Below are 23653 nucleotides of genomic sequence, written 5' to 3'. Positions count from 1 at the left end.
TCAGACAACTCGTTCTATTATCGTGGCCACGCCTTGACCACCACCCACACAGGCGTTGGCGCATCCATAGCGCCCGTTCTTCTCTTCCAGAATCCGGGCCAAAGTTCCCACGAGTCGAATACCGGTCGCTCCCAGGGCATGTCCAATGGCGATTGCGCCGCCCATCACATTGACCTTGTCCGGATCCAGCCCCAGTTCCTTGATGCAGTTAAGAGCCACAATGGAGAACGCCTCGTTGATCTCCCAGTAATCAACGTCTTTGGCTTTCAGCCCCGCCTTTTGAAGGGCCTTGTGGCTAGCGGGTACCGGCCCCGCTCCCATGATCGTGGGATCCACGCCGGCGAACCCGATGGACTTTATAGTGGCCAGAGCCTTGATTCCTTTTGCCTGCGCCGCCTCTTTGGACATCAAGATCATGGATGACGCCGCCGCATTGAGGGGCGACGAATTCCCTGCGGTAATCTGGTGGTCTTTCTTGTAAGCCGGAGACAGTTTTGCCAGACCTTCGAGTGTCGTGTCCGCTCGTACGGTCTGATCCGTCTTCACGGCCATGACCGTCCCGTCAGCTTGCTTCGCCTCTATGGGCAATATCTCACCATCGAAGAAACCATTTGATTGAGCCTTTGCGGCGAGTTGGTGAGATCGCAGAGACCATTTGTCCATATCTTCCCGGGTTAGGCCGCACTGGAGGAGCAGCTTCTGGGCTGTGAGCCCCATGTTCAGGGTCGTCATCATATCCCAGTGTAAGTACTCCGGGGCCGAGAATAGCGCTAAGTTCGGGGCGATTAACCCACCCTCCGTCGTCGATTGGCCCATCGGGATCCTCGTCATGTGCTCCATGCCTCCCACCATGACGACATCCGCATTGTCGGTGGCAATCTCCAAGAACCCCATGTGTATGGCGGCCATGGAGGAACCGCACTGTTGATCCACGAACTTGGCGGCGACGGTTTTCGGGAAGTTGGCCAAAAAAATCGGGAAACGGCCTCCGTAGGCCCATTGTTCGCCAACCGCCGTGGCGCACCCTACGATGAAATCATCGATTTCTTCGGGTTGGATACCTGTTCTCTTGGCCAGTTCCGGGAGTAACTTTGCCAACAGCTCGTCGGCTCTCATTTTGCAGAATACATCTCTGGACGGATCCTTGGGCCGTGAGCGGGATTGAGCCGTTCTGAGGTATCCTGCGATGACTACTTCTCTCATGTGAGTATCTCCTTTTATGGTTATGGATTCTTGACTTACCGAGACAATTCCATTCTCAGAGGGATAACTCTTTGCGACAGGCGTGAGCAAATCAAGTAACAGTTCGTGCCGTTCCTTTTGCTCCGCATCCTCCGTTAGGCCGGGTAAAAAGTCTTACCGGATTTGGCCATTTCTTTTAGGAGATTCGCCGGCTGGAACCGCGACCCGTAACGCTTCTCGAGTTCAACCAGCTTAGTGTGAGCGTTGGCGCCGCCCCACTTGTCGGCGTAGCGCAATATACCGCCCCTGTACGGAGGAAATCCGGTACCGTAGATCATGGCCAGATCCATGTCTTGAGGCCTGTCGCAAACTCCCTGTTCGATCATAAGCGCAGCCTCGTTTATTGCGAGCGCGAGCATAGCGTCAACGATATCCTGATCGGAAAGTTTCTTTGGTGAGACGTCGTTTTCAGTCAGATAGCCCTGGATGACGTCTTCGACTTTTTTGTTGGGCACGGGTTTGGGCCCACTGTAGTCCATATATCCGGCCCCGGTCTTTCGTCCGTAACACCCGGTTTGATAAATTAGTTCGTTAAGAGGATGGACCATATATCTTTCACCCAACTCTCGCTCGAACGTCTTGTTAACGTGATGGTTGATGTCTATGCCGGTAAGATCGGCAAGTTCCGCCGGTCCCATCGGCATCCCGAAATCTTTCATAGCCCTTTCTATCTGGTTCCCATTTACTCCATCGGCGACCAAATATACGGACCCACCAAAAAGCCCGCCGAGTTGTCTGGAAACATAAAACCCAGGAGCGTCATTTACCACGATAGGAATTTTTTTGATCTTTCGAGCGAACGCCACGCAAGTCGCCAATGTTTCGTCTGACGTTTTCTTGGCGCAAATGATCTCCAAGAGCTGCATGCGGTGCGCCGGATTGAAGAAATGCAGGCCAATCATTCGCCCTGGGTCATTGAGCGCTGAAGCTATCTCGGTAATCGGCAAAGCAGAGGTATTCGTGGCAAATATAGATTCTGGTCGGCAGATCTTTTCGAGCTTCTTCCACAGGCCCTGTTTGACATTCATATCTTCGAGCACGGCTTCGATGATCAGGTCCGCGTCTTTCGCTTCCTCTAGAGATGTTGTCGCTTTGAACTGCTTTTTCAGCATTAACTCCAGATCATCCTGGGTCATTTTTTTCTGCTTGATGGGATAATCGAAGGTTTTCCTAATGGACAAGACGCCTCTATCCAGAGCCTCCTGGTTGATGTCCCACAGAACTGTCTCGAAACCGCCTTTGAGCAAAAGGTTGACGATCCCTGAACCCATGACTCCGCCACCAAGCATCACAGCCTTTTGAATCGGGGCCGGTTTAATACCTTCAATTCGCGGGAGCCGACCGGCAGCCCTGGTATTAAAAAATACGCCGATGAGGTTTTTGGCCACATCCGAGACAGCGCATTCGACAAAAAGCTCTCCCTCTCGTCGGATATCGGCTTCAATGTCAAAGGTGAGGCCTCTTTCTACAGCTTCAATAACTTTAAATGGCGCAAGATAGCCTTTTGCTTTGGTCATGGCCATAAACTTTGCGCCGTTGGCGACAGCTTTTAGTTCACTGGCGCTTGGAAGTCGATTGTTTCGATTACGCGTCCGCCTGTCATTAAGCGACAGGGATCCTGATACAAACTTACGGACTGCGCCAATAGCCACGTTCATTAAATCCTGAGGTTCAGCTATTTCGTCGATGAGTCGTCTGTCAAACCCCTTTTCGGCGGTGATTGGGTTGCCGGTAGTCATCATTTCCAAGGCGTTGGGCAGACCTATGAGTCTCGGTAAGCGTTGAGTGCCTCCGGCTCCAGGGATAAGCCCTACCTTGACCTCAGGTTGCCCAAGCTGGACGCCCCTGGATGCCACCCGGTAATGACATGCCATGGCGATCTCAAGCCCTCCTCCGAGCGCATTGCCGTTAATTGCCGCTATCACAGGCTTTGGCCCTGTCTCGATTTGGTTTAAAAAATCCGACATGGTTTCCACTCTGGGCGCCGAGGGCTCTTTTCCCGTGAATTTATAAATTTCCGTGAGGTCCGCGCCCGCTATGAAATTCTTTCCTGTTCCAGTCAGAATGATTCCTTTTACGTCCGAGTCCTGGAAGCCGCTGAAAATAGCTTGGGCCAATTCCTTTACGAAGGCCTTCGAGAGCTGGTTTACCGGCGGGTTGTTTATGAAGAGCGCCGCCACGCCATCCTGAATTTCTACTCTCACATGATTGAAGTCAGTTTTCATCCTCATCCACTCCTTTCGCCGGCCCAGATCGCCGGCGTCTGTTGTCCTCGGCAGTACAAACGCCACTGCCATTCTTATTGCGCCCGTTTATGAGAAGGGCTGTCCATAACCGCTGATGTGAGAAGCTCGGTTACTTGCTCAATCTCCTCCATCCTGTCCACATGATCCGGTTCACGTAACATTAGCCATCGCATAGACATATGGCCAAAGGCGCCGAGAAACATATTGCGGAAAACTCTGGAATTGACCGTGCCACGAAAAACACCGGCGGCTTTCCCCTCCTCTACGACGTCTTCGATTAGTGCGCAGTAGTTTCGGAATACTTCAAAGGCCTCGGATGTGTAGAACCTCTCGGTAACGTAGAGTCGCAGAAGAAACACTTTCAGGAACTCCTGGTCACTCAAGAAACTGGAAAAATGGTACTTGATCAGCCTGCGAAGCTTGCGATCCGGGCTCTTGATGTCGAATGCGCCGGTGACCTTCTCCATATAGGAGCCGAGTCGGTTTTTGGCTATAGAAAGAAGAATATCTTCCTTGCTTTGGAAATACTCGTAAATTGTCCCATCCGCTACACCCGCCAGACTGGCAATCTCGGATATGGTCGCCTTGGCAAAATCTTTCTCTGCAAAGACTTTTTTCGCCGCGTTAAATATGGCGTCCAAACGGGTTACCCGCACGCCTTCCAGCGGACTATTCGCGACAATCATGGAATCCACCAGATTCACAACATCTTCGAAATCCGACTCGCTCGACTCCCCCTGGTCGATTGTAAGAGCGCTGATGGTTACCATGTCCAGGGTCCCTAGAATCGTATCACGCATAAGCCGAATGGGGACATCAGAGCGAAATCTTCTTTCTTTGACCCCCCGAGCTAATATTGAAGACACTATACGGGTGTATTCGCGCAGGATTTCATACGCAGGACTGGAATAAAACGCCTCAAATGATCGGCATTCCAGAAGTAGCAACCGCGCATAACCACGGTGGGTGTCATGGTATCGGAGTTGCAACCACATGACTTTTTGCAGTTGGCTCTGCACGTCACGCATTCCTGCCAGATGCTCTTTCAACAAAACCAACTGGTTTTTCAGTTTTTCGCCGGGAACCGAGAAGAGAAGATGCTGTTTGCCTTTAAAATGCTGGTAAATAACTGAATCGGTCACATTGGCTTTGCGGGCGATCTCAGAAATCGATGAGGAGGCAAAGCCCTTCTCGGACATCACTTCTTCCGCTGCCGCCAGGATCTTCCATTTTGTCGTCGAGGCAGCGTCATTTTGCCGGCTTGCCTCAGCATCATCACTCACATGACCGCTGACTGACTGCATGGAATCTGAATCCTGTTCAATGACGATGAATTGGTGAGATAAATGGTCTCCCGATTTTGACAAATTTAATCTAACACCACATTAACAGCACTGTAAAGCAGTTTTTTTCCGAATAACATTCTCGGCCGATGACTGAACGGTGAATCAGTCGAGATTACCAAGGAAGGAAGGGGCTTTTGAATCCACACTGAGTTCTTTCCAGACAGAGGAAAGCGAATTTCGCGCCATTTAAGGCATAGTGGCTTCAGAAGAAGTTTTCGATCAAGGAAACAGACCCGGCCAACACCCAGGAGAGTTAACAAAATGTTGGAATACTGGGGCAATACCGTCAGCTAGTCAGCCAATTGATTGCGCCGATAACCAGACAGCGATCAGAGCAAAATTAGAACTAGATTTTCTTAGGAACTGAATGCTATTCTACAAACCAATGTAATCCCGATGCCGACGGCTCCGAAGTTAGCCTCCCAGGCGGAATACCGGACTTTGTCCGAGACTCTTTTTATTCCACCGCAAACAAAGCTTTGCGACATGTGAGGAACTCCGAGACGCCACAAGGGGAGATTAAGGCACAGACAGACAAGCCGTTTTGAATTGATGGAAGTTAGGAGGTAAGCATGATTGATTTGGCCCTGATCGGTAAGAAATACGGCCCGGTCCCGCTCAAATATACGTGGAAAGATGTTGTGCTATATGCGCTGAGTATCGGGGCGCAGACAGACGAACTCCAGTTTATTTACGAGAATGCCGAAGGCGGGCTGAAGGTCTTTCCGAGCTTTGCCACCGTCATGGGCGCTGATGTTTTTGCTGAACTCTTCAAAGATCTCAAGGTCAACCTTTCCAGATTTATTCATGGTGAAGAATCGGTAAAACTCCATCGAGCGATTCCACCTGAAGGGAAGGCCTTCGTTGAAGGAGAAATCACAAATATTTACGACAAAGTCAAAGGAGCGCTGATTCTCTGGAGAATGAAGGTCATGAGTGGAACGTATGAGCTTTTGGCCGAAGCCGAACACAGCGTTTTCTATGTTGGAGCAGGAGGCTTCGGTGGGGATCCAGGACCCAAAACCGAAGCGCTTGAACCTCCCGATGGAGTTCAGCCGAATTTTGCGATCTCGTATCATATCCCGGAAAACCAAGCTGCGCTTTATCGGCTGAACGGTGATTTCAATCCTTTGCACCTGGACCCAAATGTTGCCCACAATGGAGGTTTTCCCCAACCCATCCTGCATGGCCTCTGCACCTACGGCTACGCGACCCGAGCCATTCTCCGCGGCGCCTGTGATGGAGACGCTTCACGCTTTAAGGAATTCAATGCCCGTTTCTCAGGAGTGGTCTATCCCGGCGACACTCTTGTTACAGAGGGATGGGAGGATAAAGGCGACCGTTACCTTATCCGCAGCCGCACCCACAGCGGTGGGGTAGTACTCAGCCACGCCTATGCCAGAATTGATTAAGAGAAGGAGATTTGTTACTTTCTTTGGTGAAAAATCCGGGTAAAACACGTAACCTTTGGGTTTATGAGCGCAGGCTCTTCGGGTCAATCCGCATAAAAGCCCGGATTACATCTCTGGGGTCTGAGCCGTAAAAAGAAAGGGGATTGAGTTTTTATCTGACGCTGATATTGTGGCCTATTTTGAGTAATATCAGAGACTTGACGATAATACTCAATAATGGGAGCGGCGCTTACGCAACATTCCTGATCCGCCGGATTAATCCTTCTCGAGTTTGTCCATGTCTTTTTGCCATTTTCTCCAAGAGTTCTTCTCACAATCGTCAACACACTTAAAATACAAACGCCAGTCGTCTCCTGGAGGCCAGTAGCGATATTTGCAATTTTCTATACAGAGAGTCCGCTCTTGTTCTACGCTTTCACTTGAGATTGCAGGCGCTATAAATAGGCCAAAATTGGTTAACAGGATAGCTAACAGCATGGCTGCCACAACCAATGCGTAATTATTTGTTGTCATGGCCAGCGCTCCTTTCCTGGAAAATTGTCAAGCTCGTTTGTCAGTGTAGACTCTCATTGTAATATAATGAAACGGGAATTAGTCGCAATATCTGTGAAGAAGGTCTTTGCAAAGATGATGGAAAATCCCCATTACGCCACGTTTTAGAAGAGCGAAGTATGACTCAGCAGCGCTTGTATAAACAAATCCTCTTGCGAACTCCCCGCCACCATGGTTCACGGTTTCATCACCACCAGTGCGCTCTTTACCGATTTTTGTTGTAGAATTTGCTCTTTTTAGGTTACAAGATTTCTATTAAATTTTAACCATAAGATCAGATCTGACAACTTTACGGAATTTGAGAATTTTATATTCCTGAAAGGGGATAACGCTGTCAGATCTTTTTTTTGATCCATCGAATGACCATGTGGTCATTTTAGAATCTTCTGATTTTTCAGGAGTATAGGATGAAGAAACTTGCGTTGTTTCTAGTGGTATTGGGGCTGGTCTTTGGTTCTGTCGGCTTCTCATACGCATGGGAGTTTTCCATGACTGGTGAGTTCGAATGGAGGTATCGTTACTGGGGAAGAATAGGCGGATATGATGACTTGTTCGGAAACATGAACGCGCAGAACAACTCAAACGCTTTGATCGGATTTGCCGGCCCGAATTACTATCGTGGATACAATCCTAATGACTCAACCCTGAACTCAGGTTCCAACGCCGGTAATGTCAGGATTGTTCGAGGCGGCTTTTCCAATAGTGAATCTGATGGATTCCTAAACGATCAACGTATGACATTCTATCCCAAGCTGACGGTGAATCAGGCCTTACACTTTCTGGCCACAGTAGATCTTTCAGGTATCAGACAGAAATACAACCATCGTGACGTGGTCACGAACGGGCCTTTAGAAAGGTATTACGAAGATCGGGTGAGCCGGAACGCATTCGACACGGCAATGATCCCGAGTATAAGTCAGTTCAAATTGACGGCCCAAGTTCCTTGGGGAATTCTTTCGTTGAGCACGGCCAAAGACTTTGTGTTCGGGACCGGCGCTCTCTTGGGATTTAATAACCGAGGGTCCGCATTGGTCATGATAATTCCGTATGGTCCTTTTCGAATTATTCCGGCGCTCTGGGTAGCGAGGAGCTATCCGGTTCAGGAAGGATACGCCTCATACTATCCACCGGATGGTCTACCCTCGTATACGAACAACCCTGATAGCGCTACAAGAAACACTGCCCAGGCGGCAGGCGCAATAACTTACTCAAACGGCCCTGTCGATATCGGATGGATACTTGTGTGTCAGAATTACCATGTGAACAACTATGTTAGTAGTACTATCCCGGGGCCGAAGACCAGGACGGACTCGCAAGGAACTGCCTGGAACTACTATGGTTATGATCACTCTGCTGTGTTCAACGCATTTTATTTCAAATACAATAATGGCAGAATATTTGCGAACGCTGAATACGGCTTTTCACAGGATGACCGATACTACATTCACGCATTCCCCGACTATACCGAACGATCATATGCTTTCTCCGAATTTGGGGCTTTAATGGGACCGGCTAAAACTTCTTTCATGTTCGCCTGGTCTGGTGGAAACGCCCTGAACAAGAACAACGCATCCAAGAACTATGGCGGGTGGGCTGTTAATTATCAGGTAATGACTCCATATCAATATCTTATGTTCTACACTTACGGTGGGGGCAACGACACTCCATGGGTTACTGCCCCAAATGGCGTAATTAATCCATCCGCAATCGGCCAAAACTGCGATGAAAATGGTCAGATGGGTGACGCCTACGGTTTGGCGGTCAGGATGGATTACGCCCTGGCGTCGAATCTAAATATTTGGGGTAGCTATCTGTGGGCCCATAGAGTTGAACAGAATGGGTTTTACGCTGGTGGAAAAGGGACAACTGCAACAAATGGATCCACATCTATTGGTCAGGCGCAAACATGGAAACGCAACAATGGGTTTGGCCCGAACCCAAACCCTTTTGTAGATGATGGTTACTTGGGGTGGGAAATGGGTTTTGGCGTAGACTGGAAATTGCTGGAACACATGACATTTCGTTCACGCTGGGCCTATTGGCAACCCGGACCATGGTTTGATCAGGCCTACAAAGTCATTGGAGTCGGTTCCAATGAAGCATTGCTCCAAGGCAGGAGTTCAATAAACGCTTTTGAAGGAACAATGGAAGTTTCTTTCTGAACTTATTCCATTGTAAGCCTCTACTAAACCTGGATGAATGATAAGGAGTAGCAATTTTTGCCATAACCCTGCCATCTTCAGAAATTCTCTTCGGTGGTGTAGGAAGCGGGAATGGTTTTCCCCGGAGGGCAAGATTACAGAGGCTGGAAACCTTACATAGAAATTAGCATCTAGTGTCATATAGCACACGTTGACTAAATGTGAAGAAAGGAGCGCTCGCCATGACAACCAAGAATTACGCATTAACTGTAATGGTCATGCTTATAGCCGTCCTGCTTACAAATTTCGGGTTATTTATAGCGCCCGCAATCTCGTATGAAAGCGTAGAACAAGGCCGCACAGCATGTTTAAGCAGATGTAATAACCCTACCGGCGGAGGAGCCGGGATGTACTTCAGGGGTGGTGGCGGTAGCTCCGATAGCCTATGGCGACTCCGTTCCATTTGTATTTCTAACTGTGAGAAAAAGTATTGGAAGGAGTGGCAGAAAGAAATGGACGAAATAGGCCAGGATTGACGCTTACCTCTTCTACATTCGAAGGCACAGGGTTTCCAGGACACTGGGCTCGATTCTTAGCCGCCTACCGCACGAATATGCGCTCATATTATTGGTGAGACGGCCACAGTTGGCATCGACTCATGACAAAACGGGAATCGAAAATATCTGAAGCAGTTCACGTATCTTTTCGGGCCCGTCACTCTGGCGATTTTTTGTCTTCCGTAATAGGGACCAAAGGCAAATTATTAGGTTCTTCACCTACGATAGAAACATATCTTTCCTTGGATATCTGGGCCGCCTCTAATAACTTCTTACAATACTCTTTGAATTGCTCAGGTGAATGACGTGATGACCTTATTTGGTCCGGCGTAAAAGATTCGTCAATTAGTGGTAAAGCGACTTCAGACGGCACTCCATAACAATCTGTACTATTATAATAATGGCGTTCAGGCTTATTTTTAGGTTTTTTAAATCTATCGAATATTTTCATCGTAACCAAGTTTGCTCCTTATAATTTAAACTATCGGATTACCACATTGAGTTTGATTAATTAAGTTCAATGCCATGTTGGACGAAACGTTGATTCTCAGGCCGTTAACCATAGAATGATACATCTCAGAAACGGTAATCGGCTCACAGAGCATGTTTCATTCTGGTCTTATGTTGTTCTCAGCCTTGTTCTTTGCCTGTTTCGTCATTGCACGCATCGTGCGTTCTTTTACTATAAAGCCAATTCTCCAGCCGATTAATATACACATAAGGATAATTATTATTGCCACTGCCGTTGTCATTGTCATTCTCCTCTCTCATTACAAGATAATATTAACTAATCAAAGCTGCAGTGGTCCAGATTCTTTAGACAACTGAACGAGATTTATAAATGGGAAGCTGTCATTCACGTTCAACGCGAAAACGAAATCCGTTAAAGTAAATATCCACGTGCAAAGCGCTTATAGGCACGTTTTTGACTATGTGGCTGTAATTGGCATGTTCGGTGTGGTTGGGGCTGAACCATTCAGGTTCTATTCCACTGGCGGTAAACCAAAATGGCTACGAGCCTCTTGAATGGCTGAAATATCATCTTTACCCAAAGCAGCAAGGAAATATTCTGGCTCAGTCCAAGAGGATGATAACAAGGACGGCATCGAATCTAAAGCGTCTAGCGGCATAATGCCAGCTTTTTCAGCAAGGTCAATGTAGATTGATTCACCTCGACTGATTGCAACGAAATGGGTTTCCACGAATGATTCTAGCTCATCCATATCAATCACTGTCCTTGTTTATGATGCCAATAATGTCACCGTCTTTGTTTCTGAACACAGTTTTACCATTGTTGTAACGGGTTTCGCTGCCGGCATAATTGCCATTCTTGTCCGTGTAATTTATTACATCGCCGGGACGTGAAGTGTCACCTACAATATCACCATCCTTGTTCCGATAGGTATCGCTATCAGCGGCTAGACGTAGAGTAGGTGTGAGAATCAGCGCGGCGAGAATCAGATGTTTCATGGCTAATCTACCTTGTCTAAAGATAACGACCCCTTATTATCATCAATCGTGGCGTGTGTCTTGAGGTATTTGGGGTCGGGCCCCAAATCCTTCTATATCAGCATTTCCAGCATCCAGCTCAAGGTGCGGTAAGTCTCTTTGCTACGAGCCTCTTGTGTGGCACCGTTATCAATAATAATTTCATGCATTCATGTTAGTCCTGATACGTGTCATATCTGGATTCCAGTTTCACCCGCTCTCCGCACATTACGCCCAATATATCTTCAACAGAGAGCCTATTCGAGCCCTGCTTATACTTTTTCAGGCACCAATCAATTGTTATGAACTGGTCTGTTGTGTCTTTAGCCAAGAAGTCCTGGATTGCTTCCGCTCTTCCTTTGCGGCTACCATCGAAAATAAACGGTGGAAAAATGTGTGAATCGCTCGAATAATTTTCTATTGCTACCACGTCCATACCTCCCATAAGTTAGACCCCGTTAAGCAGGTGGTCACATGACATGACCGACTAATCGTCTACATCCTTTTCCAGCGACAATTTTAGAGACGACTGTTGATTATCTCTTGATGTGGATGCCTTGAGATACTTCGGGTCGGACCCCAATTCCTTCCATATCAGCATTTCCATCATACGACTGAAGGTGCGGTAATTCGCTTTGCTACGAGCCAATTGAAGAGCATCTTCATACATCTGGGCCGACAACCTTACCGGTGCTACTCGTGGACTGTCATGGCTGAATTTCGGGTTATTTTCGACGCTCTTTCCTGACCACCACTTTAAGATGTCTCTTAGCTGGTTTTCTTCTTCTTTTGACAGACTCATTCAAATATTCCTTGAACTTCTCTTGATTATCAGGTGGCAATTCATTCAGCAGCTTTAACTTTGAATTTATCTAATGCCTCGATGGTTTGAATGGGAATCTACAACATTTCTCAATCCACGGTCTGGTTTCGTGATTAGGATAAGGTCAAGTTTCCCATTCTTTGCGTCTTCCATAAGACTTGTTCCCGCTGGTTTTTCCAGCATTGGTTTTCCACCACTCACTGCGCCATCCTTATAGACGGTTATGTCTGAGTAGCCTTTCATGTCACAGAAAGATTGAAGTTGTTTCTGTTCGACCATGAGACTTGTTCCCTCTTTTTTCTGGTCTGCTGAAGAGACTCTCAAATATTGGGCTACTCTCATTGTCTGGTACCTTTCTCAATCAATCTATATACTGTCTATACTTGTATAGAACCAGTGTCAAGTATATTCTTCTATACTTTGTATATTTTTCAGTCACTTGGAAACGTCAGGCCGCGGCAATCGAAGCTGAACTTTGGGACGCATTGCAACGCAATGACTATGGTGGGCTTACAGGGCCAGCTAAACAGACATGTATCAGGTTGTTCACAAACCAGAAATGGGAAATGCCATCTGAAATAGCGCCGAAGCCAGTTAATGTTCCAGAAACTGCATTGTCGTTTATTGAAGCGGTTATCGGAAAAATCAAGTCTACGGCATGTCTACATCGGGTTTGATGATATTCAACGGATAATTGGTGAATGCCCAGAGTGGTATCAGGATATGATATGGGTTAGTTATCTCACAAGGTATGCGCCAGGGCGAGGTTCACAAGTTACGATGGCGCCATACATGGAAGACAAACGCATGACGGCCAGGAATAGATTCAGAGATACGAGAGTCAATACTAGGCCACAGCGACCGCAGTTTAGATGTGTCAGAGAGATATGGGGTTATCAGCGACGACGAACTTGTCAACGCCATTGATAAGTTCACTTACGACCATGGGTTAACTCAAATTCTAGTTGCTTCTAAGAGTGGAAAATAGAATGCTGGATAGCATGGATGTTAGCAAAATGTTAGCATTTTTGAGATTAAGGTGATTAGTGAGTCACTTTTTTGTGTTTCTTGGTACCTAACTTACTGATTTCTTTGGTACCCCCGGCAGGAATCGAACCTGCGACCTGCGGATTAGGAATCCGTCGCTCTATCCCCTGAGCTACGGGGGCATTTAGAATTAACCGTTTCATATATAGCCTTTTAATCTATTTTACGATATGCTTTTATGTCAAATCATTTGTTCTATTTTTAAAAATTGCTTACTCCAAGACCTTACGACAATCCAGCTTATGTTTTCAATAGAAGCCACTATCAAACCTTTTAAACTTGATGATGTCAGAGAAGCGCTGGCCGATCTCGGCATTGGAGGAATGACCGTCACTGAAATACTTAGACAGGTTGTTTCTCAGAGAACAGGTTCCAGGTTCAGCTCCGCCGATGCCCGGTCAGCCGATCTGACACCTCACATTAACATACAGGTGGTGGTACCCGACTGGCTGGTTGTATCAGTTATCGAGGCCGTCTGTTTACATGGATCCTCTGGAAAACTGGATGACAGCGTCGTAACTGTTACACGCGTCGAATCCGTAATTCGCGTTAGAACAGGCGAAAAAGATATTGACGCTTTGTCCATTTGACTTGCAATGACGCTGGTTGGATGATTCAGATCCTTTCCAGATCACATTGATCCTTGAATCTCTTCTGGATCTCACCGGTCAAAGCCTCAAAAAGTTCCTCGGATTCGACCTCGATCACCAGTTCACCATCATCAAAGGTTTTGAGTCTCCCATGTTTTTCAAAAACTTCTATGGCGTCCTTGGGACTCACTGTTATCCAGCCTTTCATTCTCTTGAGCAGTTCCGTGCCCGTGAAGTCACGTTCAATCGTCAGATCCACCCTCCGATTTTTCGCCATCCAACCTATGACCGCCGGGCTAACCAACCTCGGGGTGACGGGATCATGCATTGCAGCGCAACGGAACCACAGTCTGGCTCTAACCATAAGAACGGCCTCCTTCAGATCTATTACTGAAATAGCGCGCGATATTAATAGGTCACGCTCCAAGTCTAAACATCTTTAAAAAAACGATAAAGTGTGCTATACAATAGCCCTATTAAGAGATTAGTTTAACAGGGTAAAAATGTCACCTAACGCAAAGACTGATCATGCTGGAGCGGACTGCCATTTTTCTCGTTCTAAATTATGTCTTATTTATTTCACGATATCTTTGACACTGGTTTTCCTGACGGGCTCCTGTGGGGACTCTTTTGCCGCGTCAAAATCGTCCAGGCAGCAAGTTGTGGCCAAGAAGACCGCAAAAAAGCCTCACGTAAAGGTCAAGAAGAAATCATCGATAAAACCGTCCAGAACGAAATATATAAAGCCGGTTTCCCCCGGAGTCCAGGCCAAGGCCGCATATTGCGTCAACCTCGCGAACAATCAAACATTGATATCCAAAAACGCAGACCAGAAATTGCCTATCGCCAGCCTGACCAAAATGGTAACAGCGTTGCTAACTCTGGATCATATGCCGCTTGACAGGGAAATAACCATTCCGGACCACATTAAGACTGTTCCCAAATCCGTAGTCGGCTTGAAACCGGGAGATACCCTTACGGTCAAAGATTTGTTGCATGGGATGCTGATAAGCTCAGGCAATGACTGCGCGGAAGCTTTAGCGTGCGCGTTTCCCGGCGGCAAGACAAAATTTATCCAGGCTCTAAACCAGAAAGCCAAGAGCATAGGCGCCGTCCATACTCAGTTTTTCACTCCGAGTGGGCTGGATAAAAAGCTCGGTTCCGCTACTAAAGACGACAAAGAACCCGAAAGTGAAGCAAATGTCTCCACTGCGCGCGAAATTGCAACTATCGCAAGGATAGCTTTTTCAAACCTGACCATAAGGACCATTTGTCAGAAAAAATCCTACGTGCTCGCCAGTAAACTCAATCCCAAAGGTTATGCAATCAGAAACACAAATAAATTACTGCGGGATAATCTCCCGGTGGTGGGAGGAAAAACAGGGTTTACATGCAGAGCCGGCCATTGCCTCGCCTCTGAGTTTACACCCGGGAAAAACGTCTTTGTAATAGTAGTGTTGGGGAGTCCTAACCATTTCAGAGACACTCGTCTGCTGTATCACAAAGCCATCAAAGAAACGTCAGCTTCCAAGAGCGTTTCTGTTGATTCCAGTCCAAAAGTCGCCTCCAAATAACTGAAGAGGATTTTTATCTAAAGAATAATGACCTTCATTCTTTGGGTAGAGTAAAAAGGAAATTAACCCACTTTCCCATTTCTGATTCACACCAGATATTTCCACCGTGAGCCTCAATAATCCTCTTGATGTTGTAGAGGCCCAACCCTGTTCCACGTTTTGTACGAGTTATTTCGTTAGGTATTCTGTAGAATTTCTCAAATATCATTTCTCGCTCTTCGAACTCAATTCCTGGGCCTTCGTTCCAAACATTGAACAAGAATTTATCGCCAAGGTCGACCACTCCGTACGCTATTCTGCCTCCGGGGTATCCATATTTCAGAGCGTTCCCGAACAGATTGCGGTAGACAATTTCCAGAAATCTGGGGTCCCCATAAACAGGAACTAAACCTACGCCTCCCAGACTTTGATCATAACTGTCGAAAGAGTTAGGGTACCGTTCTTTAAGCCCAACCATTGCAGGCAACAGGACCTCTTCATAGAAATTTCCGATTTCCTGCCTACGGATCTGAAACTCTCCCTGCTCAAGGTCCGCCATAGTAAGAAAATCGCGACTCATGGCTTCCAGAAAGGTGGAATGATGATATATAATTTCAAGTTGTTCCCGTCGCTTCGGATCCGTCTCAGTGTCGAGCAGTCTCTTGACGAACCCACCGATCACCAGAAGAGAATTCTTGTTTTCGTGATTTATGAAATGAATAGCTTCCCGATAGTTCTTGTTGAGTCTTTCCAATTCTCTGGTAATGGCGTTGTCCTGTCCGATGTCCCTACTTATTCCTACTGTCCCAAGAAGTCGTCCTTCGTTATCTTTTAACTGAGACAGGGTGAGGGATATTTCAACAATTGCGCCATCTTTTCTTTTAAGTTTGGTCTTGTAATTTCTTATTCCACCAGAGTTTTGAACCTCTTCCAGGATCTCGTTCCGTTCACATGTGTCGACCCATACCTCATGGATCTTGTGGCCCTGAATTTCTTCAGCGGAATATCCTAACAGCTTTTCCGCCGCAGGATTGAATTCAACGATCCTGGAATCGAGGTCTGTAGTCATGATCATATCTGCGGATGATCTCAATATGCCTTCAAGATATCCTGTTTCACTCGCCAAAGCTTCAGTTCGGCGCCACATCTCCTGAGACAGGTTTGCCGCTAATTTCTTGTAGCGTTCCTCTGACTGTCTCAGCATCTGATTCAATTCATGAACTTCTAATTTCCTTCCGATGGATTCCGCTACTTCCTCCAGAAAATATTCGTCTTCAGGAAAGATTTGTTCATCTCGGCCGTATTTTACGCCTAATCGACCGCAGACGCGGTTTTGGACCTGGATATCTTTAATGAAAAGGGCACCGTGACCGTTTTCGGGTTTTTCTCCGAAAATGTCTCCGTTTATTTCAAGCCATATGGCGATATCTGCGCGATTTCCTAATAAACGATTGATGAGGGAGATCGTAGAGAGGATTTTTTGATTGAAAGGGTCCTGTCCAAGAAGGCCTCTGCCAATTTCAAGCAATATTCTGAATTTGGCCAACAATTGAGAAATTGTTAGCTTTGAACTATTGTCCTGGCCTTTTTTATCAAAGCTTTCCCGCATTTTCACCCTGAACCCCAATTATCGTAGTTTTCAGGTTTAGTCAACGATTTAGGCTTTACAACGCCTGAAAATGATTTCAGGAATTAGTCGTAATTCTATGTTAGTTTCCAGGCTTGATCAAACATTGAGGAAAATAGTAATATTCGAAAATAATATTGAACGCGTTTACCTCACAAGTATCTTCTGATCGACCGGAAGGAGATCTCAGATGAAGGGTGTTATCCTCGCTGGCGGTTTGGGCACTCGTTTATTCCCCCTAACCAAAATTACCAACAAGCACCTGTTGCCGATATACAACAGGCCTATGATTACCTATCCGGTCGAATGTCTGGTTAAAGCGGGAATCGATGACATTCTTATTGTCACGGGAGGTAATCATCCAGGAGACTTCCTGAGGTTACTGGGTAATGGGAAGGAATATGGAGTCAAGAATATCAGCTATGCCTACCAGGAAGGCGAAGGTGGTATAGCCGACGCTTTGGCGCTTGCCGAAAACCATGCGGCATGTGGGCCTGTCTGCGTCGTGCTTGGCGACAATCTTCTAGAAAAAACCATTCAGCAAGCGATTGAAGGATATCGAAAACAGGGGTCAGGGGCCAGGATATTGCTTAAAGAGGTTGAAGATCCCCAGCGATTTGGGGTTCCTGTGCTTGAAGGAGACAAAGTTGTAAGAATAATTGAAAAGCCCGTTGATCCTCCTTCAAATTACGCTGTCACGGGGATATACATGTATGATGTTCAGGTCTTCGACTTCATAAAGACGTTGGACCCATCGGAACGGGGAGAACTGGAAATAACCGATGTCAACAATCTTTACATTGACCAGGGGACTATGACATGGTCACAGATTGACGGGTGGTGGACCGACGCGGGAACATTTGATTCTCTATTAAAAGCTTCCAATCTTGTCGCTCACGGAGGAGCCAACAAAGTTTAAAAATGTCTCTCAAGAAAAGCAAATTCAAACAGCCATCATCGACTCCCATTAAGGGTGTTGTGATTCAGCCTCTCAAAGTTGTGCCTGATGAACGCGGCAGGCTGATGGAAATAATGAGAAATGACGACCCTTTTTTCTCGGGATTTGGTCAGGTCTACCTGTCAACTGTTTATCCCGGTGTTGTTAAGGCCTGGCATTATCACAGGATTCAGGATGATCGATTTACATGCGTGAGAGGAATGGTGAAGGCCGTCCTTTATGATGATCGTGAGGGTTCTGAGACTCGTGGGGCTCTTAATGTCCTCTATGCAGGTGAATATAATCCGGTACTTATAGTAATACCGGCAGGAGTCTTTCACGGTTGGAAATGCGTAAGTGATTACGAGGCCTATGTCATCAATATTCCTTCAGAGCCTTACAACAGGGCTGATCCTGATGAGTTCAGAGTTGATCCTCATGGAGACGTCATACCTTATGACTGGACCAGAAAAGATGGCTAGAGAAATGGTTGATGGGTTTATCGGAATATTTTGAGCCAGAGATTTAAAAACATGCGCGGCTTTGGATTCCGAAGGCGCCGGTATCAGGAGAATAACTGGAATGCGTTTGCTTGTAACTGGTGGGCTCGGTTTTATTGGTTCAAATTTTATCTTGAACATGCTCGAAACTTACAGGGATCTGAGCGTTATCAATCTTGATCTTTTGACCTACGCAGGGAATCTGGAAAACCTGTTAGGAGTTGAAAGTTACGGTTCCCGTTATGAATTTGTAAGAGGCGACATAGCTGACAGCAATCTGGTTTCAGAAATTATGTCTTCAAAACCGGATATAGTGGTCAATTTTGCGGCGGAGTCCCACGTAGACCGATCAATATTGGACGCGTCCACTTTTTTGAAAACAAATATTATTGGAACCCAGGTTCTTCTGGACTGCTGTAAAGAACACAAGATATGTCGGTTTGTTCAAATATCGACAGATGAGGTTTACGGCTCTCTCGGCCCATTAGATCCATCATTCACAGAAACAAACCATTTGAAACCAAACAGTCCTTATTCCGCTTCGAAGGCGGCTGCTGACTTACTGGTGCGGGCGTATTACAAAACCTATGGAATGGATGTCGTAATTACCAGATGCTCTAATAATTATGGGCCGTTCCAGTTTCCTGAAAAACTCATACCGCTAATGATCACCAACGCCATCCAGCATGAAGGCCTCCCGGTTTACGGTGATGGGATGAACATTCGTGACTGGATACATGTGCTGGACCACTGCAAGGCTATCGACACAGTAATGAGAAAGGGACTGGCGGGCCACGTTTACAACATCGGGGGATCCTGTGAGCGCCACAACATTGATATAGTCAGACAGATTCTGGCCAGACTCAACAAGTCCTCGTCGTTGATCAAGTATGTCCAGGACAGACCAGGGCACGATCGTCGATATGCGATGAATTCGGATAAAATCAGAACTGAACTCAACTGGGAGCCGGAGATCGGTTTTGAAGACGGCATAGATCAAACCGTGAGCTGGTACATAGAGAATGAGCCTTGGTGGAGAAGGATAAAGACTGGAGAATACCTTACCTACTACGAAAAATGGTATGGCGGGCTTCAGAAATAACCTACTAAAATTATGGATATTGTAAGAAGAAAAACCAGGACCATTCAATTGGGTACCATGACTGTGGGAGGAGACTCTCCTATATCTGTCCAGTCAATGGCCAATACCAACACTCGTGACATCAGAAAAACTCTTGCGCAAATTAGAAAGCTTGAGAAGGCGGGATGTGAAATTATAAGAGTCGGTGTTCCAGACATGGAAGCAGCCGGCTCGTTGGGTAAAATCAAAAGTGGAATGAAAGTTCCTCTCGTCGCTGATATTCATTTCGATTACAAACTGGCGCTTGAAGCTCTAAAACAGGGGGTTGACGGACTGCGACTGAACCCTGGAAACATAGGATCTTCCACCAAAGTTCGAGAAGTCACGCGGGCGGCCCTTGACCGAAATGTCCCGATTCGAATCGGAGTCAACTCCGGATCCGTAGAAAAGAAGCTCCTTGAGAAGTATGGCGGAGCTACTCCGGAAGCAATGGTTGAGAGCGCTCTGAGTCACATTGGTATTCTGGAGAAGATCAATTTTGGGCTAATAAAGGTTTCTTTGAAGGCATCAGACGTCCCAAGAACAATTGACGCGTACCGACTGCTCTCTGATAAGGTGGACTACCCATTGCACGTTGGGGTCACTGAAGCAGGCACGGTAATCCCTGGTTCCGTAAAATCGGCCATCGGCATAGGAATTTTGCTGGCTGAAGGTATTGGAGACACAATAAGAGTTTCTCTCTCGGCCGCTCCTGAGAAGGAAATTCAGGCAGGTTTCGCTATACTTAGAAGCCTCGGACTCAGACGTTGGGGAGTGGATCTTATCTCCTGTCCGACATGTTCCAGAACTGCAATAGATCTTATAGGGCTGGCGACTAAAGTTGAAAAAGCCATTTCCTTTATACGAACGCCGTTGAAAGTCGCGGTCATGGGTTGTGTGGTGAATGGGCCAGGTGAAGCCAAGGAGGCTGATGTGGGGATAGCGGGCGGAAAAGGGAGAGGGATATTGTTCAAGAAGGGCCAAGTGGTTGGGACCTACGAAGAAAAAGAGCTCCTGAAGGCGCTTCTGGATGAAATAAATAATCTTGCTCAAGACTCAGCGCCCGTGGCGACTTCATAAAATTTTCCCGGGCGCTGAGACTGATCATTCAATAACTACTACATCCCCAGGATCCAAACCCGACAAGATTTCAATATTGCCATTGTCGAGCTTTCGTCCGGTTCGGACGTGCCTGGTTTTGACTTCGCCGTGATCAACCACTTTCACTGTTTCAAGCTGACCGACTATTTTGACTGCGGTCGCCGGTATCACAATTACAGGCGCAGACATTGTCTTGAACGTTAACGTCCCGTACAAACCGGGTGTGAGGCCGTCAGTTTCATTCATAGGCGCTTTCACTGTAATAGTTCTGGTCTTCTCATCACGTTGAGGAACAATTTCCCTGATTGAGGTATTTATTTTTATGTTCAAAGACGGAACCGCCACAGTAACTTGTGAGCCTATCGAGAGAAAAGGAGCGTACTGTTCTCCGGCAGCGGCGACCATTTCAAGAGTATCCGGGTTGTAAATAGTAAGTAAATCTTTCCCCACGACCGCAAGGTCTCCCTGGTTGACATTCTTTTCGGCCACGATGCCGTCAAACGGAGCCGTCACAGACTCGTAGGACAGGAATGTCCTGGCTTCTTGAAGCGATGATTTGGCTTTATTCACAGCCGCCTGAGCCATTTCATAACGAGCGGAAACATCATCGAATTCTTTCTTGGCGATAGCCTGTTCACTAAATAAAACCTTGTAACGTTCATAATCCTGTTTGGTCTTGTCCAGATCAACCTGTGCGCTTTCAAGCGCCGCCTTGGCCTGGGCTTCTCGCTCCTCCAGTTCTCGGGCCTCGATCTTGAACAAGAGATCGCCTTTCTTGACTACACTACCGGCGTCCACTTTCAATTCAGTAATGTATCCACCTACTCTTGCGGCGATCTTGGCAGTGTCTCTCGCCAATATGGTTCCGGGAACAGTGACCTCACCGGAGGTTTCGATTTCTTCGGCTTTGGCGGTTTTGAGATTCGAAACCTGTTCTTTCGGAAGTTGTGTTTCTCCGCCGGGGACTTTGTAGTGAAATCCACCTTGAACCCATATTAGAAGTAAGATTAAAGCGATCGCTGAAATAGCGGCTGTGAGTAATTTAAATTTGGTCATCCAGTTTCCTCCGTGTCGACTCAGGATCATCCACGGTTTGAACAAGAAATCCTTGCTATCATGGATTCTTCACTCCGAATCTTCAGACGCAAGGATATCTTTCAAAATGTCATAGCGTAATAACGCTACTTGAATAACGTTTTCAGGCGAAGCCTTCGCTATACTGACTCTAATCATAGCCGGGAAACTAATTTTCAGTCATTACAAAATCGTCGTATTCAATCTCAAACCTGAGTTTATGTTTAGCTTCTTCCTGGGATAAAGCCAGAAAGATTTGTTCCAGATTGTCGTCCCCACAGGACGCCGCCAAATCCAGATAGAGTTTAAAGGCCTTTTTCTCTTTTTTCATGGCAAGGATCAACGCTTGTTGATAATCCATTTGAGGACCAGGCTCCGCGTCTACCAGATAATCACCTATTTTTAGGTCCAGAGCTTTCTTCTCTGTTGGACCCCATTGTTTGCCTGCCTTGATATTTTCGAGTTTCCGCTTGTGTCCCAATTCTTCTTTTGCAAAACTCTTGAATATTTCCGCCATCCACGGCCTGTCCATCTTTTCGCCCAGACCTATGTAAAAATCATGGGCTTGTTGCTCATTCTCGATGGCAAAATCCAGAATTTCGTTAACTGATTTCCATTGTTGCATAAGTTCAGCCTCCCAAAAAATTTAACGACGATTTACCAGGTTGTTATTTGATTTTCTTTAATGCTTCCAGTGCCGAGTCGTAATTCGGCTCTTGGGCTATTTCCGGCACAAGTTCAAGATATTGGATTTTACCGTTCTTATCAATTACAAACACCGCCCTGGCCAACAAACGCAATTCCTTGATAAGTAACCCGTATTGCATACCAAAAGAGGCGTCTTTGTAATCCGACAGTGTGACAACATTTTTCACTCCGGCCGCTCCGCACCATCTAGCCTGAGCAAAAGGCAAATCCATGCTGACGGTTAATATCGCAATATCATTGCCATGGTTGATAGCTTCTTCGTTGAATCGGCGCGTTGACATGTCACATATTGGAGTATCCAAAGAAGGGACTGAAGATATTATGATCGGTTTTCCTTTGTAAGAAGAAAGGCTTACAGGAGACAAATCATTGGCCATCGCCACAAAATCGGGAGCTGAATCGCCAACTTTGACTTCGTTTCCTACCAATGTCAGGGGATTGCCCTTGAAAGTTACTAAACCTTGCCGTTCGTTCATTTTATGTTCCTTTCACCGAAAAAAGTTATCTTAATAGGATTCTCTTGAAGCCAACATCGCTTCATCAATTTTCCCTCTAAACAGGTAATAGGCCCAACTCTGGTATGCAATTACGATGGGTACCATTATCAATGCTACTACGAGCATGATTTTCAATGTTAATGGGCTGGAACATGAATTAAAAGCCGTCAGACTGAGCGCAGGATCAATGCTTGAGGGATACAGGTTGGGAAATAGCCCTACAACTCCAAAAAGCACAGCGGTCATGATCGTGACACTGGAAGCGAACCATGCTTTCCAAAAAGAATCTTTCGCCAAAAAGATCCGAATCATAAATAACGCTAGCGTTGTGATAAGCGGCAGAATAAACAAAATCGGGTTATTCAGATAATTCCTGTAGAGGGGGGTCGCAAACCATGTAAACACCAGGAAAGCGACGGCCAGGATCAGGAGAGGTATCCAAAGAGCGGAAGCAAAGTTCTTTGCTCTCTTGTTTAGATCCCCATCAGATTTAATCGCCAGCCAAATAGCTCCATGCACGAGGAAAAGGGCTACAAACAGCAACCCGCCCAATAGACCATAAGGATTTAACAGAGTAAACAGATTCCCCTGGAACATATAATTCTTGTCAAAGGGAATTCCCTGAAAGATATTGGCGAACGCCACTCCGAAAAGCAGGCCCGGAATAAAGCTCCCAATAAAAAGACAGATATCCCAAAAGGATTTCCACGATTGGCTGGCTATCTTGTTTCTGAATTCAAAGGAGACGGCTCTTATGATCAAAGTAAAAAGTATAAGCAACAGCGGGGTATATAACGTACTGAACATCACGGCATAAGTTGTGGGAAACGCGGCGAAAGTCACTCCACCCGCCGTTATGAGCCAAACTTCATTCCCGTCCCAAAAAGGGCCCATGGCGTTATAAATGACCCTTTTTTCTTTGTCGCTTTTTGCTACAAAAGGAAGAAGAGTACCAAGACCAAAATCAAAACCATCGAGCATGAAATATATCGCCCAGATCAGTCCCCATAGCAAAAACCAGATGGTTTCCAGCATGTTGAGCCTACCTTTCTAATCGATTCCAAAGCAAAAATCCCACAATCTTTACTTAAG

27 protein-coding genes and 1 tRNA gene are annotated in these 23653 nt (G+C 46.4%); 9 read left to right on the top strand and 19 right to left on the bottom strand.

Annotation, left to right across the window (positions count from 1 at the left end; translation table 11 throughout):
* The 4 genes from WC647_06420 to WC647_06405 form a co-directional block, all read right to left on the bottom strand.
* Positions 1 to 1203 (bottom strand): acetyl-CoA C-acetyltransferase, encoded by a 1203-nt coding sequence (locus WC647_06420; GenBank protein ID MFA6221931.1) that lies wholly within the window; start codon positions 1201 to 1203, stop codon positions 1 to 3.
* 134 nt (positions 1204 to 1337) lie between these two features.
* Positions 1338 to 3467 carry a 3-hydroxyacyl-CoA dehydrogenase NAD-binding domain-containing protein gene (locus WC647_06415; protein ID MFA6221930.1) on the bottom strand — a complete coding sequence of 710 codons (2130 nt, stop codon included), beginning with the start codon at positions 3465 to 3467 and terminating at the stop codon, positions 1338 to 1340.
* Positions 3468 to 3541: 74 nt separating this feature from the next.
* On the bottom strand, positions 3542 to 4792 hold the full coding sequence (locus WC647_06410) for a TetR family transcriptional regulator (GenBank protein ID MFA6221929.1): 1251 nt from the start codon (positions 4790 to 4792) through the stop codon (positions 3542 to 3544).
* A 398-nt stretch (positions 4793 to 5190) separates the two neighbouring features.
* Positions 5191 to 5322, bottom strand: coding sequence for a hypothetical protein (locus WC647_06405; protein MFA6221928.1), 132 nt, complete (start codon positions 5320 to 5322; stop codon positions 5191 to 5193).
* Between the two features lie 84 nt (positions 5323 to 5406).
* Here WC647_06405 and WC647_06400 point away from each other — a divergent pair, with 84 nt between their 5' ends.
* The gene (locus tag WC647_06400) at positions 5407 to 6246 is read left to right on the top strand and encodes a MaoC/PaaZ C-terminal domain-containing protein (GenBank protein MFA6221927.1); all 840 of its coding nucleotides are present in this window, start codon (positions 5407 to 5409) and stop codon (positions 6244 to 6246) included.
* Between the two features lie 255 nt (positions 6247 to 6501).
* Here the strand turns inward: WC647_06400 and WC647_06395 are convergent, their stop codons facing one another.
* Positions 6502 to 6759 carry a hypothetical protein gene (locus WC647_06395; GenBank protein ID MFA6221926.1) on the bottom strand — a complete coding sequence of 86 codons (258 nt, stop codon included), beginning with the start codon at positions 6757 to 6759 and terminating at the stop codon, positions 6502 to 6504.
* A 446-nt stretch (positions 6760 to 7205) separates the two neighbouring features.
* On the opposite strand from WC647_06395, the gene WC647_06390 reads away from it, so the two are divergent.
* Positions 7206 to 8960, top strand: a complete 1755-nt coding sequence (locus WC647_06390) for a hypothetical protein (protein MFA6221925.1) — start codon at positions 7206 to 7208, stop codon at positions 8958 to 8960.
* Between the two features lie 221 nt (positions 8961 to 9181).
* On the top strand, positions 9182 to 9475 hold the full coding sequence (locus tag WC647_06385) for a hypothetical protein (protein MFA6221924.1): 294 nt from the start codon (positions 9182 to 9184) through the stop codon (positions 9473 to 9475).
* Between the two features lie 178 nt (positions 9476 to 9653).
* On the opposite strand, the gene WC647_06380 is transcribed toward WC647_06385, so the two are convergent.
* The 8 genes from WC647_06380 to WC647_06345 all read right to left on the bottom strand — a co-directional run bounded on the left by WC647_06380 (position 9654) and on the right by WC647_06345 (position 12976).
* On the bottom strand, positions 9654 to 9947 hold the full coding sequence (locus WC647_06380) for a hypothetical protein (protein ID MFA6221923.1): 294 nt from the start codon (positions 9945 to 9947) through the stop codon (positions 9654 to 9656).
* 157 nt (positions 9948 to 10104) lie between these two features.
* Positions 10105 to 10248, bottom strand: coding sequence for a hypothetical protein (locus WC647_06375; protein MFA6221922.1), 144 nt, complete (start codon positions 10246 to 10248; stop codon positions 10105 to 10107).
* A 231-nt stretch (positions 10249 to 10479) separates the two neighbouring features.
* Positions 10480 to 10719, bottom strand: a complete 240-nt coding sequence (locus WC647_06370) for a hypothetical protein (protein ID MFA6221921.1) — start codon at positions 10717 to 10719, stop codon at positions 10480 to 10482.
* Between the two features lies 1 nt (position 10720).
* Positions 10721 to 10966, bottom strand: a complete 246-nt coding sequence (locus WC647_06365) for a hypothetical protein (protein MFA6221920.1) — start codon at positions 10964 to 10966, stop codon at positions 10721 to 10723.
* Between the two features lie 193 nt (positions 10967 to 11159).
* A complete protein-coding gene (locus WC647_06360; protein MFA6221919.1) occupies positions 11160 to 11414 on the bottom strand; it encodes a hypothetical protein in 255 nt (84 codons plus the stop codon).
* Between the two features lie 57 nt (positions 11415 to 11471).
* Positions 11472 to 11786: a hypothetical protein gene (locus WC647_06355; protein MFA6221918.1), complete on the bottom strand. Its 315-nt coding sequence runs from the start codon at positions 11784 to 11786 to the stop codon at positions 11472 to 11474.
* 66 nt (positions 11787 to 11852) lie between these two features.
* Positions 11853 to 12149, bottom strand: coding sequence for a recombinase family protein (locus tag WC647_06350; protein ID MFA6221917.1), 297 nt, complete (start codon positions 12147 to 12149; stop codon positions 11853 to 11855).
* Between the two features lie 751 nt (positions 12150 to 12900).
* Positions 12901 to 12976, bottom strand: a tRNA-Arg gene (locus WC647_06345).
* Positions 12977 to 13096: 120 nt separating this feature from the next.
* Between WC647_06345 and WC647_06340 the strand changes: the two genes are divergently transcribed.
* Positions 13097 to 13444 (top strand): P-II family nitrogen regulator, encoded by a 348-nt coding sequence (locus WC647_06340; GenBank protein ID MFA6221916.1) that lies wholly within the window; start codon positions 13097 to 13099, stop codon positions 13442 to 13444.
* 25 nt (positions 13445 to 13469) lie between these two features.
* Here the strand turns inward: WC647_06340 and WC647_06335 are convergent, their stop codons facing one another.
* A complete protein-coding gene (locus tag WC647_06335) occupies positions 13470 to 13808 on the bottom strand; it encodes a hypothetical protein (protein ID MFA6221915.1) in 339 nt (112 codons plus the stop codon).
* A 139-nt stretch (positions 13809 to 13947) separates the two neighbouring features.
* Here WC647_06335 and WC647_06330 point away from each other — a divergent pair, with 139 nt between their 5' ends.
* On the top strand, positions 13948 to 15018 hold the full coding sequence (locus tag WC647_06330; protein ID MFA6221914.1) for a serine hydrolase: 1071 nt from the start codon (positions 13948 to 13950) through the stop codon (positions 15016 to 15018).
* Between the two features lie 34 nt (positions 15019 to 15052).
* On the opposite strand, the gene WC647_06325 is transcribed toward WC647_06330, so the two are convergent.
* A complete protein-coding gene (locus WC647_06325) occupies positions 15053 to 16606 on the bottom strand; it encodes an ATP-binding protein (GenBank protein MFA6221913.1) in 1554 nt (517 codons plus the stop codon).
* Between the two features lie 208 nt (positions 16607 to 16814).
* Here WC647_06325 and WC647_06320 point away from each other — a divergent pair, with 208 nt between their 5' ends.
* The 4 genes from WC647_06320 to ispG all read left to right on the top strand — a co-directional run bounded on the left by WC647_06320 (position 16815) and on the right by ispG (position 20261).
* Complete coding sequence (locus tag WC647_06320; protein MFA6221912.1) at positions 16815 to 17543, top strand: sugar phosphate nucleotidyltransferase; 729 nt, start codon at positions 16815 to 16817, stop codon at positions 17541 to 17543.
* Positions 17544 to 17545: 2 nt separating this feature from the next.
* On the top strand, positions 17546 to 18043 hold the full coding sequence (locus WC647_06315; GenBank protein ID MFA6221911.1) for a dTDP-4-dehydrorhamnose 3,5-epimerase family protein: 498 nt from the start codon (positions 17546 to 17548) through the stop codon (positions 18041 to 18043).
* 100 nt (positions 18044 to 18143) lie between these two features.
* A complete protein-coding gene (gene rfbB, locus WC647_06310) occupies positions 18144 to 19163 on the top strand; it encodes a dTDP-glucose 4,6-dehydratase (protein ID MFA6221910.1) in 1020 nt (339 codons plus the stop codon).
* A 12-nt stretch (positions 19164 to 19175) separates the two neighbouring features.
* Complete coding sequence (ispG, locus tag WC647_06305; GenBank protein MFA6221909.1) at positions 19176 to 20261, top strand: flavodoxin-dependent (E)-4-hydroxy-3-methylbut-2-enyl-diphosphate synthase; 1086 nt, start codon at positions 19176 to 19178, stop codon at positions 20259 to 20261.
* A gap of 24 nt (positions 20262 to 20285) precedes the next feature.
* On the opposite strand, the gene WC647_06300 is transcribed toward ispG, so the two are convergent.
* From WC647_06300 to cydB, 4 genes are all read right to left on the bottom strand, one after another.
* Entirely contained in the window at positions 20286 to 21338 is a 1053-nt protein-coding gene (locus tag WC647_06300; protein MFA6221908.1) for an efflux RND transporter periplasmic adaptor subunit, read from the bottom strand.
* A gap of 187 nt (positions 21339 to 21525) precedes the next feature.
* Entirely contained in the window at positions 21526 to 21981 is a 456-nt protein-coding gene (locus WC647_06295; GenBank protein MFA6221907.1) for a ferritin family protein, read from the bottom strand.
* 43 nt (positions 21982 to 22024) lie between these two features.
* Entirely contained in the window at positions 22025 to 22540 is a 516-nt protein-coding gene (gene tpx / locus WC647_06290) for a thiol peroxidase (protein ID MFA6221906.1), read from the bottom strand.
* 30 nt (positions 22541 to 22570) lie between these two features.
* The gene (gene cydB, locus WC647_06285) at positions 22571 to 23596 is read right to left on the bottom strand and encodes a cytochrome d ubiquinol oxidase subunit II (GenBank protein ID MFA6221905.1); all 1026 of its coding nucleotides are present in this window, start codon (positions 23594 to 23596) and stop codon (positions 22571 to 22573) included.
* Positions 23597 to 23653 lie beyond the last annotated feature (57 nt).

The organism is Desulfomonilaceae bacterium (assembly GCA_041662605.1).
Taxonomy (GTDB): Bacteria; Desulfobacterota; Desulfomonilia; order Desulfomonilales; family Desulfomonilaceae; genus CAJBEZ01.
The sequence above is the reverse complement of the archived record's forward strand: the minus strand, read 5'-3'. Positions and strand labels throughout refer to the sequence as shown.